We start from the raw sequence: 14688 nt of genomic DNA on the forward strand, positions 1-14688 counted from the left end.
GGTTCACTCCAGAAACAGATATAGTCGGTTCATGCGTTCCCAGCGGTCGAGCAGGTCGCGATTGGGCAGAAACATGTCCCCGCTGGTTCCCACGTGCATGAGCAGCCCGCCGGGATCGTGATCGTATCCATAGACGACCACGTAATGCCCCTGGCTGAACATCTTCGTGCCCATGTCGAGCATGAGGATGACCGGCCCTCCAGAGTCGATCATGGCGCGGACCATGTCCAGGTCGCCGCGCCCGGATCGGGTCGTGAAACCCAGCGAACGGGCATGGTTCTCCATGTCGGGAAGCAGCGAGCGCTCAAGGCCCGGGGTGAAGACGCGGCGCGTCACTTCATCCAGGGCAACGTGCCTGCCGTGAAAAGCCAGCACCGAGGCCAGGGCCGCCGGTCCGCAGTCATTGACCTGGGTCTGGGGAACGAACGGCACCTGAAGCCGCACCGCGCGGGGAAAAGATTCCTGAACCGGCTGAAAGGCGGGACGCTGCAAGCACCCCGCACAGGAGAACACCAGGATCAGGACCAGCGGGCAAAGCGCCCTAGCTGATGACAATGCGCTTGTCGCTTATGTGCAGGATGAGCACGACCAGCAAAATGACCAGCAGGACCGCGATGACCGCCCCGAGAACGCCACCGCCCACGTCGCCGGAGAGACCGGCCAGCTGGTGCAGCTGCTCGTTGGAGAGCGAACCGAGCTTCGCATCCACCTCTTCCGGAGTCAGGCCGTAGTCCGCCAGCCGCTGGGTCACGACCTTGTTCTCCAGTGCGCTCTGGATGGAAGCGATGTCGGCGCCGCGCTCGGACACGATCTCGCCAGAAGACAGGCGGCTTTGCGCCAGAAAGGCCTCGGCGTTGGAAGGAACGAACGCGATAAAGAGATAAGCGACCAGAATCGGCCAGCACACGCGCGTGTTGAAAAACCATTTTTGTCGATTCATGCTTCAAGCCTCCATGAAATGATGTTCACAAGCTCCGCGACCTACCGGCATGCCCAAGCATGCCCAAGCATACCCAAGCATGCCCAGACACAGATTCGACACCTGTCGGACCAAGCACGCAGGAAGGAAAGTAACCCTTTCCTACAGTGCTTGAGGCTTGATAGTCAAACCGGTTTCAAACGTGAACGCCCCTGCGCACGACAAGGACGCCATGGCCAACATCCGGCTTGAACGCTCCTGGCGAACGAGTGGGCCGCAAGATCCCAACCACGAAAAATACGCTCCATGGTTCTGCATTCAATTCGGCAACATGCAAACTTCGGAGAATTTCACAACGCGCCAAACCGACGTATGACAAGTACTCTCCCTGCATCGCGAGTCGACGTGTCACACTTCAAATGTCTTACAAGGAGATCTATTGACATTCGCCAATATTAAGACTTTAGATTTAAAAACTGCATCACCTGTTTTTGAACAAAATTGAAAAAGAGTCTGTGGTTGAAATAGAACGTGATGCATCCTGCAAAAAAGCACTTTCTATTCTCAAACCATCCCAGGAGTGTTCAATGAGCCCCGATCTGGCCAAGCCCTTCATAAGCGCAACCAAGCATGTGCTCTCCGCCGCTGCGGCTCTTGAGGTCGTGGCCGGTCCGCCCTATGTAAAAAAAGACAAGATTGCCTGCGGCTGTGTTTCGGCCTTGATCGGCATCACCGGCGACAAAAAAGGGACTTTCTGCATCTCTTTCGATAAAAACACGGCCGTTTACATAGTCAGGCAAATGCTCGGCGACGCCATCGAGGATGTCGTACAGGACGTGCAGGACGCCATGGGCGAGATCACGAACATGATCTCCGGCCATGCACGGGTCGGATTGGTGAACATGGGCCTGAAACTTCAAGGATCCACACCGTCGGTCATCATGGGAGACAACCACTCCATATCATACCGGACCTCGGCGCGGGCCATCGCCATCCCCTTCTCCTGTCAGGCTGGAAAATTTACCCTCGAATTCTGCTTCGACTAGAACGACGCACGTCTCATAATCATAAAGGAAAAAGCATCGCCACGCCAATGGCGCAGGCACATTCAACCCTATGGCCGGTGAACCGGCTTGCGCCCTCCCTGCCATCCTCCAGGCCCTTTCCGCCCGCACCCTGACTTCCCCAAAGCGATCTCTCGGAAATCCTGCCGATTGGTATCTCCATGCCGTCATTGCCGTTCGACTCCAAAAACAGTAATGACTATCAAGAGTATCCCTTTTTTGCATCCAAACCCACTGGAGCGCCATGTCTTCTCAAGATCAAAATCCACTCGCCGGACAAGGCTGGAATTTCGACAATAGCTACACCCGTCTGCCCGAATCCCTTTTCGTGCGCCAAAAGCCCGTTGCGGTAAAAAAACCGGAACTTGCCCTCCTGAATCGCGAACTGGCGGCGTCCCTGGGCCTTGATGCGGACAGTCTCGACGGTCCGGAAGGGGCCGCCGTTTTTGCCGGAAACAACCTCCCCGCAGGCGCGGATCCCATTGCCCAGGCCTACGCGGGACATCAGTTCGGGCATTTCACCATGCTCGGCGATGGCCGCGCCATTCTTCTCGGCGAACATGTCACCGCGAGGGGCGAACGCTTCGACATCCAGCTCAAGGGCTCGGGCCAGACCCCCTTTTCCCGCCGGGGCGACGGGCGCGCCGCCCTTGGACCCATGCTCCGCGAATACATCATCAGCGAAGCCATGCACGCCCTTGGAATCCCGACGACGCGCAGCCTCGCCGTGGCCACCACCGGCGAACCCGTGCACCGCGAAACAACCCAGGCCGGGGCCATCCTGACCCGCGTGGCGAGCAGCCACATCCGCGTGGGCACCTTCGAATACCTTGCGGCGCGCAACAAGACCGACGATCTGCGCATCCTGGCCGAATACACCATGCGCCGCCATTACCCGGAGCTTGCCGAGGCCAAGAACCCCTTTTTGGAACTGCTGCGCGCGGTCATGGAGGGGCAGGCCCGACTCGTGACCAGCTGGCTGCATGTCGGCTTCATCCACGGGGTCATGAACACCGACAACATGGCCCTGTGCGGAGAAAGCATCGACTACGGCCCATGTGCATTCATGGACGCATACGACCCGGCCACCGTGTTCAGCTCCATCGATCGCGACGGCCGCTATGCCTACGGCAACCAGCCCTCCATCGCCCAATGGAACCTGACCCGCCTGGCCGAAACCCTGCTCCCGCTGCTGCATGAGCGCGAGGAACAGGCCACGGTACTGGCCCAGGAGACCCTGGAGGAATTTCCGGAGATGTTCAGGCGGCACTGGATTGAAGGCATGCGGGCCAAGCTCGGTCTGTTCACGGCCGAGGACGAGGACGCGTCCCTGGCCCGGGAGCTGCTGAAGCTCATGCAGGAAGACGGCGCGGATTACACCCTGACGTTGCGCGGGCTGACGGAAGAGACTCCGGATGGCTCATTCTTCCGCGACACCGGCTTCATGCGCTGGCGTGAGCGCTGGGAAGCACGGCTGGCGCGACAGAGCGAGACGCCCGAGGAGTCGCGCATTCTCATGCGCGCGCACAATCCGGCCGTCATCCCGCGCAACCGCCGCGTGGAGGAAGCGCTGGAAGCGGCAACCCTTAAAAACGACCTTGCGCCCCTGAAGCGGCTTCTGGACGCCCTGTCCACTCCCTTCGAGGACCGACCCGAACACGCGCGCTACCGCGATCCGGCTCCGCTTGACGCCGATTACCGGACATTCTGCGGAACATGACGAGTTGCCCTCAATCATGAGAAAAGCGGATGTGTTCCTCATCGTCGATGATCATGATTCGTGGATGCACTCGCCCTCCTCTTCACGGCCGGACCCAAGGACCGGGAGTTCAACGATGAAGCGCGTGCCCTCGCCGGGACGGGACTCCAAACGCATCCCGCCATCGTGGCTGCGGGTGATGATGAAGTAGGACACGGAAAGGCCGAGCCCCGTGCCCACTCCCGGCGGTTTTGTCGTGAAGAACGGCTCGAAGGCCCGGCGCTGCACTTCGGGCGGCATGCCCGGGCCGTTGTCCTCCACTTCCAGAACCACGCGATCCCCCTCGGTCTTCATGCGCACCACGATGCGCGGCCTTGTGACCTCCGGCCGGGCCGAAGCCATGGCCTGAGCCGCATTGCGCAGCAGGTTCAAAAACACCTGCTCGATTTCGGTCTCCGTGCACCTGACGGCGGGAAAATTATCATCGCACTCCCACACAATCTCTATCCGATTGAAATCATAACTTTTCTTCAGGTCGTAATCGTTACCCGCCAACAGCATGGCCCGCTCGATGACGGCGCGCAGATCGCAAAGCCTACGCTTTGATTCGCTGCGGCGACTGAAATCAAGCATGTGTCGGATGATGTCCGCAGCTCTTACGGAAGCATCCTGGATATTGCGGATGAAATCGTAGAGCCCACGGGTTCGCATATACCGATCGAACAGATCCATATCGAGGCCGATACCTTGGGCCGCCTCGATGTTCTTGGGAAAATCCGGCCTGCTTCTCTGCACGAGGTTCTGGCTGCTGACCATGATGATGCCGAGCGGATTGTTTATCTCATGGGCCACGCCCGCCGCGATGCCGCCCACGGAAATCATCTTTTCACTCTGGATCATGAGCTCCTGCATATGCTTGAACTCCGTGACATCACGCAACACGGCCAGAACGCATTCCTCTTCACCAACGGTCAGAAGCTGACTTGAAAGAACGCACGGAACCGATTTTCCGTCCTTGCAGCCGAGAGAAAAGTCAACGTTGTCGATCTGTCCGCCCTGCTGCATGCGTCGACGAACAACCTCGCGCATGGTCGGATTTGCATAGAGACCCAGATCAAGGGCGGTCTTGCCCACGGCCTCGTCGCGGGCGAAACCTGTCAGCCGGGTGAAGGCCTCGTTGACGTCGATGATCCGTCCCTCGGACAAGTTCATGAGAACGATGACGTCGGGCGAGAGTCTGAACAGACGCGAAAATTTTTCCTCCGACTGCCGCAAGCGCTCTTCCGCCTGCTTGCGATCCGTTATGTCAATGCCGATACCGGTCAGGTAGGTACTGCCGTCGATGACCAGACCCACGCCCGAAAAATAGAAGGGAATGACACGCCCGTCCTTGGTGAGCAACTCGGCCTCGACCATCGCCACGCCATCCCTGAGCCCCCTTTCAAGCGCGGCCCGGATATTGGATGCATGAGGCTCCCGCCCGCCAAACCAGTCGAGAATGTCGCGCCCCAGCAGTTCCCCGGCCGTGAAACCCGTCATCGTTTCATGCGCCTTGTTCCAGCGCACGAGCCGTCCATGGCTGTCGTAAAGAAACAATAATCCTGGCACGCTCTCGAAGATGGCCTGGGTCAGCATCCGCTCCTGGGCAAGTTCCCGCTCGGCCTGCTTGCGGGCGCTGATATCCTCGACCACGCCGTTCAAGAACAGCGGCCGACCTTGGGCGTCCTCCTGAATCGATGCGGTCAACACGCCCTCGAAATGCGTACCGTCCTTGCGCACGAACTCCATCTCCATGCTCAAAGCGCCATCGGAGGCCAAGAGCGCCCGCAAAAAAGCCTCGCGAGACGAAGGTTCCGCATAGACCGAATCGACCCGAAGTCCGCTGGAGGCCAGATATTCGTCCCGGGAAGAGTAGCCGAACATGCCCCCCAGCGCGGCATTGCCCTCCAGCAGTTCCCCGTCCAGGGTGGAGCGAAAGATCCCCACGGGAGAATGATCGAAAATCACTCGGTATTTCCTCTCGCTCTCGGCCAGGGCGGTTACCTGCCGATCGATGGTGCGCCCCATGTCCAGAAACGCACGTACCAGCGGTTCGAACTCCGTGTAATGGGCGCCGGGATCGGTCTGGGTGTACTCTCCACGCGCAAAGGCCCCCACCAGGGAATCAAGGGCCGCGAACGGTGTCTGGAAATAATGGCGCATAAGACGTTTGGCCAGACAGTACTGGGCCAGAATGACGAGCAGGGCTATGCCGCCGCCGGCCAGGCCGATGCCGACCAGGGTCCTTTGCCGGGCGGAATCCGCCAGACCTAGGCGGATGAACCCGATAACCTGTCCGTCATGGCTGATCTCGGCCTCGCGAGTGATGAAAAGCGCCTTGCCGGTATTGTGCGCAAACCATTCTTCACCACGGGCATCCCGCAGTTCCAGCAGACCAACGTTCACGTCCATGCTCGTGGCCTTTGCCACCGCCGACGCGCTTTCCCGGTCAAGGGCCCAGAGCGGAGCTTCAAGGGCCTGAGCCAGGAATGTAATGGTGCTCTCGGCCCGTTCACGCATCTGGTTGCCCACCCGCCACGACAGGAAGAGGAAGACCAGCGTCGAAACGGCAAGAATGATGACCGTGCTCAGAAGTCCCAAAGAAAGGGAGAGACGTTTGGAGAGAGATTTCCTGGGAGCCACGGGAACCGATCCTTGTGGACAGAGGTGTCATGCGCGAAGCAAAGCAGGTTTCGTACCTTCACATAGCGCAAACCTGTTCATCTTTCGAGGAAAAATATTCCCCGCACTTTCGAGTCCAGCCCCGAAAAATCCCCTCGGACAAGGCGCATCCCGCGCCCTGCGCGTAGCGTTGTCCATTGCAACAGGATATCCGCCCTTGTCATTTGTGAATCAAGCGGGTAAGGAACTCTGTCTTTAAACAAAAAACTACTGTAAACAGAGAAGGTATCCGTTTTATATGGCCAAGGAAGAGTCTATCGAAGTTGAAGGTGTCGTCGAGGAAGCCATGCCCAATGCCATGTTCCTGGTTCGTCTGGAAAATGGCCATCAGGTGCTTGGACACATCTCAGGAAAGATGCGCAAGTTCTACATCCGCATCCTGCCCGGTGACAGAGTCAAACTGGAGCTTTCTCCCTATGACCTGACTCGCGGCAGAATCACCTACCGCTTCAAATAATCCCCCCTGTCGAGAATTCCCGGCACGCGCAATTCAACGCGTGCCGTTTTTTTGTCGCCGGATCCGGCCTGGCAAACACCCTTGTCATCCCCCGGCCCCTGCCGTACCCATGAGCTTATGCCGGAAATAGATCTTCACACCCACTCCACCGCGTCCGATGGCACGTTAAGTCCTTCGGAACTCGTCGCCGCGGCCGTTGCCGCGCGCCTCAAGGCCATCGCCCTGACCGACCACGACACGGTCATGGGGCTGCCCGAAGCCTGCGCCGCAGGACGTGAACTCGGCCTGGAGGTCATCGGGGGGTGCGAACTGAGCGTTGAATTCGAACGTGGCAGCATGCACCTGCTGGGTCTGTGGCTGCCCCAGCACCCGCCGCGTCTGCAAGCCACCCTAAACCGCCTGAGCGACCTGCGCACGGCGCGCAACGAAAACATCATCGCCAACCTGAACTCCTACGGTGTGGACATCACCCGCGCCGAACTGGAAGGCATCACCACCGGCGGCTCCATAGGTCGCCCCCATTTCGCGCAACTGCTGGTGCAAAAAGGCTTCGCGATCAACTTCCAGGATGCGTTCCTGAACTGGCTGCGGCCGGGCACCAAGGGCTACGCACCCAAGGAAAAACTCCGCCCCCGCGAGGCCATCGAGCTCTTAAAAGACGAACAGGCCACGGTCATCCTGGCCCATCCCTGCACGTTGAAGCTCGAAAAGGACGAGGTGGAGAACGTGCTGCGCGAGCTCAAGGACTTCGGCCTCGACGGCGTGGAGGTCTTCTATTCCATGCACACCCAGGCCCAGACAAATTTCTACGCGGGCCTTTGCAACAAGCTGGAACTGCTCCCGAGCGCGGGCTCGGACTTTCACGGCGACAACAAGCGAGGCATCGCCCTGGGGCGTGGCAAGGGCGGCCTGCGCCCCTCCTACGAACTGGTGCGGCGCATGAAGGAAGCACGGCAAAAACTCGGTTTTCAATTTCCAACCTGCTCGTAACCCATGACACCATCCCCCGAACTTCTCGTCCCTGTCGGCAGCCCGGACAAACTGGCCACGGCCCTGCGCTACGGCGCCGACGCCGTGTATCTTGGCGGCCAGTCCCTGAGCCTGCGCGCCAAAAGCGATGGCTTCTCCTTCCCTGAACTTGAAAATGCGGTCAAAGAGACGCACCGTCACGGGGCCAAGGTCTACTTCACGCTGAACCTGCTGGCCTGGGAAGAACACCTAAGCGACGTGGAACGGTATCTGGAAGAGATCGACGCCTGCAACGTGGACGGCATCATCATCGCCGATCCCGGCATCGTGGCCATGGCCCGAAAAAGAATTCCGCACATTCCCATCCACCTCTCCACCCAGGCCAATACGTCAAACTCCGCTTCGGCCATGTTCTGGCGGGATCAGGGCGTGCGCAGGGTCAACGTGGCCAGGGAACTTGGCGCCGGTCGCATCCGGACCATGGCGCAAAAAGTGCGGGATCTTGAGCTTGAGGTGTTTGTGCACGGAGCCATGTGCATGGCCATTTCGGGTCGCTGCCTGCTGTCCGCGCACCTTAACCAGCGTTCGGGCAACCTGGGCATGTGCACCCACCCCTGCCGCTTCGATTACAAGATCACGGCCGTCCGCCTGGAAGAACGCCTGCGCCCGGGCCAGGACATGTGGGAGGTTTGCGAAGACGAGCAATACACGCAGATCATGGGCGCCCAGGATCTGTGCCTGATCAAGTACCTGCGCTGGTTCCGGCAGGTGGGCATTCACAGCCTGAAAATCGAGGGTCGCATGAAGACGCCGTCCTACCTGGCCCAGGTCACGGACATCTACCGCACGGCATTGAACGACCTGGAGCAGGGGGCGTTTCGCCCCGCACTGTACCTCGAAGAATTACAGCAACTCGGCACGCGGCCGCTCTCGACCGGATTCTTCACCCCCGAGCGCATCACCCTGTGCCCCGCCCTGCCCAAAAATCTCAAGAAGAATATCGTCGCCAAACTGATCGAACCCGTGCGTCCTGGGCTGTGGCTCATGGACGTCAAGTGCCGCTTCCAGGTCGGCGACCCTCTTGAGATCGTGCTCCCCGGACTGCGCCGCCCGCTGCTGGCCTCCGGAGACTATGGCGTGGAAAAAGAGGAAGGCTTTCACCTGAGCACCGCGCACAGCGGACTGCGCCTGCTCCTGCATTGCGATCACCCGGAACTTGAACCGGGCATCTTCCTGCGCGCCCACCTGCCCGACGCCCACAACGGCCAGGGGAGCTGATACCATGACCGATACGCCCATGCGCATCTGGGTTGACGCCGACGCCTGCCCCAGGGTGATCAAGGACATCCTCTACCGTGCGGCCGACCGGCGCAAGGTACGGCTCATCCTGGTGGCCAATTCGCGCTTCCCCGTGCCCAAATCCGAATTCATCGATTTCATGCAGGTCGGCGCGGGATTCGACAAGGCGGACCTTGCCATCGTGGAACAGGCACGTGACGGGGATCTGGTCATCACCACCGACATTCCGCTGGCCGCGGGGGTCATCGAAAAAGGCGGACTGGGCCTGAGTCCACGGGGCGAAATGTTCACGCCGGACAACATCCGCAGCCGACTGACCATGCGCGATTTTCTGGACGAGATGCGCGGCAGCGGGGTCATGACCGGCGGACCTTCGGCCCTTAGCGCCCGCGATCGGCAGGAATTTTCCAACCAGCTGGATCGGCTGCTTACCGGACGCGGATACTGATCCGGACGGGAGCAACGGCCAAAATGGACCGGATGGACCGCGCGGACCGGAAAAGCAGGGTCGGCATTCAGTCGTTGCCCAGGAGGTAACGCAACTGGGCAACGGATCGGCCCGTGCGTTTGGCCAGGGCCTGCAGGGCTTCAAATTCGGGACGGGCGTAACGCTCCCCTTCCATGATGGTGTCCTTGGCGTCCACATCGCCCCAGGGCGTGGGCCGCTTGGATGCGGCACGCGGCAGCACGGCGCGGGTCGTCTCGGTCATGCGCAGTCCCAGGCTCATGGTCTGGGCAAAGGTCAGGTCGCGGATGCGGGCCAGATCCCCGGGCCTGCACAGCACCTGCAAAAGTCCCCCGGGCCGATTTTTCTTCATCACACCGGGCAGAAAAAGCACATCCAGCGCCCCGGCATCAAGCAACGCTCCAAAAACCCCGCCTATCTCCTCCCCCGTGAGATGATCGACATTGGTCTCAAGCACCGTCACCCGCTCCAGCCCCGGCCCGTCCCCGGCCAGAAGCAGCACGCGCAGGCCGTTGACCGTGGGCAGCTCCATGGTCCCAAGGCCAAGCCCTGAGCGTTCAAGACATCCAGAGGGACCCGACGTGAACTCGTCGACCATCCGGTCCAGCAGCAGCGCGCCCGTGGGCGTGATCAGTTCCCCGACAAGCTCCGTCGGGTACACGGGCTTTCCCTGCAAAAGGACTGTCGTTGCCGGGGCAGGCAACGGCATGAGCCCATGCGCGCACTGTACCGTGCCCGAAAACCAGGGCAGACGGGAGCAGGTCACGCGGCTCACACCAAGCACCTCCAGAACCCAAAAGGCCCCGACCACGTCGACCAACGTATCCACGGCTCCAACCTCGTGAAAATGCACATCCGCCACCGCGCAGCCATGCACCCGCGCCTCGACCTCGGCCAGGCGTTCAAGGGCGCCCTCGCTGCGTGAGCGGACATTCTCCGAAAAAGGCAAGGCCCGCACAATGGCCGTCAGGTCGGCCAGATGCCGCAGGGGCTGGGCATGGGGCGCGGCAATGTGCATGCGCTTGCCGCGTATGCCCTTGTCCCGGGCTTCGCGGGCCGTGATTTCGACATCGACTCCGGCCGTGGCAAAGGCGGCGCGCAAGGGGGACAGGTCAACTCCCAGATCGGCCATGGCCGCCAGGAACATATCGCCGGCGATCCCGGCTGGACAATCAAGATGCAACTCGGGCATGTGTTTCCTCATAATTCGTGACGTGTACAGCCAGGGGGTATCACATGAAAATCGCCGCAGTTCAACTGTCCGGATTTCCAGGAGATGTGCGCGGCAATCTGGACAAGATCCGCGCCGCGGTCCGGGTGGGGGCCGAAGCGTCCTGCCGCCTGCTGCTCTTTCCGGAAATAGCGGACCTCGGCTACGACATGCCGGCCATCGCGCTTGCCGGCCACGACTGGTGGCCCCGGGTCCGGGACGAACTCTCGGGACTGGCGCGGGAGCATGAACTCTGCCTGGCCTGCGGCGTGTGCCTGCCCGGTCCGGGCGGACTGGCCAACGCGCTGGTGGCCTTCGGCCCGAAAGGCGACATCCTGGCCACGTACCGCAAAATCCATCTCTTCACGGCCACGGATGCCGACGAAACCGAGGTCTTCAGTCCCGGCGACGAGATCGTCTGTTTCGACTTCGAAGGAATCCATTTCGGCCTCTCCGTGTGCTACGATCTGCGCTTTCCGGAACTTTACCGGGCGCAGGCGCTCGGCGGATGCCAGGCCCTGCTCCTGGCCTCGGCCTGGCCAAAGGCGCGTATCGACATCTGGCAGACCCTCTGCACAGCCCGGGCCCTTGAAAACCAATGCTATCTCCTGGGCGCCAATCGGGTCGGAAGCCAAGGAGCCTTCCCCTTTGGCGGACGGTCCCTCTTCGTCACACCCGGCGGCGAAATCACCCTGGCGGACGAGATGCGCGAGGGGCTGACCCTGGGCAGCATCGACCTGGCCGAACTGACCGACATACGTCGGAACATCCCGGCCCTCAATCATCGAAGACCCGAAATCTATGCCGAAGTTGCCTGCAATTCGACACGGAGCCTTTGACGGAATGCCGAAAAGGTATTATCGCGTGAACAACTTACATGCAATTTTCATTGCCTTGAAAACAACACTGCCTCATCAAGGGCGGCAACCCGCCTCCAAGGAGAAATAACATGATCATAAAGGAATGGATGACCAAGGACGTTATCACGGTGGACCCCGAAACCTCCATGATGCGAGCTGCCAAGCTGATGAAGGAAAAAGGCATCCGCCGTCTGCCCGTGGTCGATGAAAAGGGCAAGGTGCTCGGAATGCTCAGCGACCGCGACGTGAAGGAGGCCTCCCCTTCCAAGGCCACGACCCTTGACGTTCACGAACTCTACTACCTGCTCTCCGAGATCAAGGTCAAAAACATCATGACCCCGAATCCCATAACCATCAAGGATTCGGACACGGTGGTGAAGTGCGCGGCCATCATGCACGACAAGAAAATTTCCGGCCTGCCCGTGCTGAACGACAAGGACGAACTGGTCGGCATCATGACCCAGAACGAAGTCTACAGCGTACTCCTGAGCATCACCGGCGTTTACCATGGCGGCATCCAGATCGGACTCAAGCTCTCGGATGAACGCGGCAGCCTGAAGGAAGTGCTCGACTGCGTTCGCGGACACAAGGCCCGCATCAGCTCCATCCTGACCTCCTACGACAAGGTCGAGAAAGGCTTCCGCCAGGTCTTTATCCGCATCATGGACATGGACAAGTCCGCGCTGAACGAACTGCAGAAAGAACTGACCGAAAAATACAACCTGACCTTCTGGGTTCGGGACAACCTCAACTAAATCCGCTCGCCATTACCCCGGGGCCCGTGGACACGTTCACGGGCCTCGTTCATGTCGGCAGGAGCATCCAGGCAGGAGCATCCATGGAAGAGCATTATCCCATCAAGGACACCTTCGTCGAAATCACCAACACCTTGCAGGCAGCCCTGGACACGGATTACGTCCTCGGCCTGCTTTTCGCCACGGCTCTCATTTCCTTCATTATCGGCCGCATGAGCAAATAAGCTCCAGGTTACGTCTGGATCAAGGCTTTTTCGAATTCCCGCCATTTGTGCGGGAATTCCTGTTTCCGGAGTCCGCGTTACAGGCCAGGCGTGGGCAGAATGCCAGCGCCGAGGCGGCCAGGCGCGTCTGGCTGCCCAGGCCCTCGTGCAGAATCAGGGGAGGATGCACCGCAAGGCCCGGCCCTCCGTTCTTGAGGGCCCGCACAAGCACCAGCCGGGCCGTGCTGTCATGGCGCTGGTGCACGAACAGCACCTCCTTGGGCTGAAGCCGGGAGGCACGCAGCAGATCCAGCAGCTCGTCAATTCTTTCGGCCAGATGGATGAAGACGCAACTCTTGCGGTTGCGCACCAGATACCCGGCGGCCCGCACAAAATCCGAAAGCCCGGCCCGATGCTCGAAGCGTGCCAGCGTCTTGCTCTCGTCCGGGCAGATCCGGCCCCGGCCGGGATCGCGGTACGGCGGATTCGAGAGCACCAGATCCATGCTTTCAGGTGCAAGGCCCCACGGCCCGCAGGCGTCGGCCCGAAGCAGGGCGAAACGCTCCTCAAAACCCAGACGGCGGACATTTTCGCGTGCATGGCGCAGCATGTCCGGATTCAGGTCCAGGCCGATCCCAAAAAAATCGGGGTGGTTCAGGGCCAATCCAAGCCCCACCACCCCGCATCCGGTCCCCAGGTCCAGAACCCGGCCACGCACCCGCTCCCGCCCGGCAAAGGCGGCCAGGAGCAGCGCGTCCATGGAAAAACGAAAACCCGACTCCGGCTGGGAGAGCCCGCGCGGAAAATTCCGCCGGGCCTGTTCCTCGGCCGTCGTGGTCATGCTATTTCAGGACGGCGCGCAGCCGCTCCATGGCCTCCTGAACGTTGGCCAGGCTGTTGAAGGCGGAGATGCGGATATAGCCTTCGCCGCAGGAGCCGAAGCCAGCGCCCGGAGTGCAGACCACGGCGGCCTTGTTTAAGAGCATGTCGAAAAAGTCCCATGAGCCCATCTTGCCGTCGATCCAGACATAGGGCGAATTCTCGCCGCCAACGCAATCGTAGCCAAGCGCGGTCATTTCCTTGCGGATGATGGCCGCGTTGTTCAGGTAGTGATCCACCAGCGCCCGGGACTGCGCCTTGCCCTCGGGCGAATAGACGGCAGCGGCGGCTCTTTGCACAGGATAGGACACGCCGTTGAACTTGGTGGTGTGGCGGCGGTTCCACATGGCGTGAAGGCTGTGCGCGCCCCCCTGGCCGTCGTAGGCCATGCAGGTCTTCGGCACCACGGTGAAGGCCAGGCGCGTGCCCGTGAATCCGGCGGTTTTGGACAGGGAGCGGAACTCGATGGCCACCTCGCGCGCGCCTTCGATCTCGTAGATGGATCTGGGCAGCTCGGGATCGCGGATGAAGGCCTCGTAGGCGGCATCAAAAAGGATGAGCGCCTTGTTCTCGCGGGCATAATCCACCCAGGCCTTGAGCTGGGCCCTGGTGATGGTCGCGCCGGTGGGGTTGTTGGGGTAGCACAGATAGATGAGGTCCACGGGCTCGCCGGGCAGTTCGGGAATGAAGCCGTTTTCCCGGGTGCCGTCGAGGTAGACGAGGCCTTCGTAGCGGCCGTCCACGTTCTGCCCGGTACGACCGGCCATGACGTTGGTGTCCACGTAGACCGGATAGACCGGATCGGGGATGGCGATGCGGATGTCTCCGGCGAAAAGCTCCTGGATGTTGCCGGTATCGCACTTGGCTCCGTCGCTGACAAAAATCTCGTCTCCGGAAATGTCCGCCCCGCGCGACTGGAAATCCTCTTTTGCGATCAGGTCGCGCAGAAAATCATAGCCCTGCTCCGGGCCATAGCCACGAAATGTTCCGGCGTCAGCCATCTCGTCCACGCCCTTGTGAAAGGCCGCCACGACCGCTTCGGGCAGGGGCTCGGTCACGTCGCCGATGCCGAGACGGATGATCTTCTTGTCGGGATTGGCCTGCTGGAAAGCGGTCACCCGCCGGGAGATGTCGGCAAAAAGGTAGGAGGCTTTGAGCTTGAGATAGTTTTCATTGATGCGGATCAT

15 protein-coding genes are annotated in these 14688 nt (G+C 60.6%); 9 read left to right on the forward strand and 6 right to left on the reverse strand.

Translation table 11 applies throughout. The annotated features are described in order from the left end of the window. Positions 1-3 precede the first annotated feature (3 nt). Together BMZ40_RS07590 and BMZ40_RS07595 are read right to left on the reverse strand one after the other, a co-directional pair. The gene (locus tag BMZ40_RS07590) at positions 4-555 is read right to left on the reverse strand and encodes a cysteine peptidase family C39 domain-containing protein (protein WP_092373685.1); all 552 of its coding nucleotides are present in this window, start codon (positions 553-555) and stop codon (positions 4-6) included. Then, entirely contained in the window at positions 542-940 is a 399-nt protein-coding gene (locus BMZ40_RS07595; protein WP_092373687.1) for a PA2779 family protein, read from the reverse strand. Before BMZ40_RS07595 ends, BMZ40_RS07590 begins: the two co-directional genes overlap by 14 nt. 566 nt (positions 941-1506) lie before the next feature. On the opposite strand from BMZ40_RS07595, the gene BMZ40_RS07600 reads away from it, so the two are divergent. Both BMZ40_RS07600 and BMZ40_RS07605 read left to right on the forward strand, forming a co-directional pair. Continuing rightward, positions 1507-1965 (forward strand): chemotaxis protein CheX, encoded by a 459-nt coding sequence (locus BMZ40_RS07600; RefSeq protein ID WP_092373689.1) that lies wholly within the window; start codon positions 1507-1509, stop codon positions 1963-1965. Between the two features lie 262 nt (positions 1966-2227). Further along, a complete protein-coding gene (locus BMZ40_RS07605) occupies positions 2228-3703 on the forward strand; it encodes a protein adenylyltransferase SelO (RefSeq protein ID WP_092373691.1) in 1476 nt (491 codons plus the stop codon). 51 nt (positions 3704-3754) lie between these two features. Here BMZ40_RS07605 and BMZ40_RS07610 read toward each other — a convergent pair whose 3' ends face one another. Continuing rightward, the gene (locus BMZ40_RS07610; protein WP_143075570.1) at positions 3755-6364 is read right to left on the reverse strand and encodes a PAS domain-containing sensor histidine kinase; all 2610 of its coding nucleotides are present in this window, start codon (positions 6362-6364) and stop codon (positions 3755-3757) included. A gap of 277 nt (positions 6365-6641) precedes the next feature. Here BMZ40_RS07610 and infA point away from each other — a divergent pair, with 277 nt between their 5' ends. From infA to BMZ40_RS07630, 4 genes are all read left to right on the forward strand, one after another. Then, entirely contained in the window at positions 6642-6860 is a 219-nt protein-coding gene (infA, locus tag BMZ40_RS07615) for a translation initiation factor IF-1 (RefSeq protein ID WP_015772936.1), read from the forward strand. A 117-nt stretch (positions 6861-6977) separates the two neighbouring features. Continuing rightward, positions 6978-7850 carry a PHP domain-containing protein gene (locus BMZ40_RS07620; RefSeq protein WP_092373695.1) on the forward strand — a complete coding sequence of 291 codons (873 nt, stop codon included), beginning with the start codon at positions 6978-6980 and terminating at the stop codon, positions 7848-7850. A gap of 3 nt (positions 7851-7853) precedes the next feature. Beyond that, positions 7854-9107 carry a peptidase U32 family protein gene (locus BMZ40_RS07625; protein WP_092373697.1) on the forward strand — a complete coding sequence of 418 codons (1254 nt, stop codon included), beginning with the start codon at positions 7854-7856 and terminating at the stop codon, positions 9105-9107. 4 nt (positions 9108-9111) lie between these two features. Then, positions 9112-9576: a YaiI/YqxD family protein gene (locus tag BMZ40_RS07630; protein WP_245751057.1), complete on the forward strand. Its 465-nt coding sequence runs from the start codon at positions 9112-9114 to the stop codon at positions 9574-9576. Between the two features lie 67 nt (positions 9577-9643). Here BMZ40_RS07630 and larC read toward each other — a convergent pair whose 3' ends face one another. Beyond that, the gene (larC, locus tag BMZ40_RS07635; RefSeq protein WP_092373699.1) at positions 9644-10786 is read right to left on the reverse strand and encodes a nickel pincer cofactor biosynthesis protein LarC; all 1143 of its coding nucleotides are present in this window, start codon (positions 10784-10786) and stop codon (positions 9644-9646) included. Positions 10787-10830: 44 nt separating this feature from the next. Between larC and BMZ40_RS07640 the strand changes: the two genes are divergently transcribed. The 3 genes from BMZ40_RS07640 (at position 10831) to BMZ40_RS19160 (ending at position 12643) form a co-directional block, all read left to right on the forward strand. Further along, entirely contained in the window at positions 10831-11643 is an 813-nt protein-coding gene (locus BMZ40_RS07640) for a carbon-nitrogen hydrolase family protein (RefSeq protein ID WP_092373701.1), read from the forward strand. A 110-nt stretch (positions 11644-11753) separates the two neighbouring features. After that, positions 11754-12419 carry a CBS and ACT domain-containing protein gene (locus BMZ40_RS07645; protein ID WP_092373703.1) on the forward strand — a complete coding sequence of 222 codons (666 nt, stop codon included), beginning with the start codon at positions 11754-11756 and terminating at the stop codon, positions 12417-12419. A gap of 83 nt (positions 12420-12502) precedes the next feature. Continuing rightward, positions 12503-12643, forward strand: a complete 141-nt coding sequence (locus BMZ40_RS19160) for a hypothetical protein (RefSeq protein WP_177193069.1) — start codon at positions 12503-12505, stop codon at positions 12641-12643. A gap of 19 nt (positions 12644-12662) precedes the next feature. Here the strand turns inward: BMZ40_RS19160 and BMZ40_RS07650 are convergent, their stop codons facing one another. Both BMZ40_RS07650 and BMZ40_RS07655 read right to left on the reverse strand, forming a co-directional pair. After that, a complete protein-coding gene (locus BMZ40_RS07650; RefSeq protein WP_092373705.1) occupies positions 12663-13463 on the reverse strand; it encodes a tRNA1(Val) (adenine(37)-N6)-methyltransferase in 801 nt (266 codons plus the stop codon). 1 nt (position 13464) lies between these two features. After that, on the reverse strand, positions 13465-14688 hold the full coding sequence (locus BMZ40_RS07655; protein ID WP_092373707.1) for an LL-diaminopimelate aminotransferase: 1224 nt from the start codon (positions 14686-14688) through the stop codon (positions 13465-13467).

The organism is Desulfomicrobium apsheronum, from assembly GCF_900114115.1.
GTDB classification, from domain to species: Bacteria; Desulfobacterota; Desulfovibrionia; order Desulfovibrionales; family Desulfomicrobiaceae; genus Desulfomicrobium; species Desulfomicrobium apsheronum.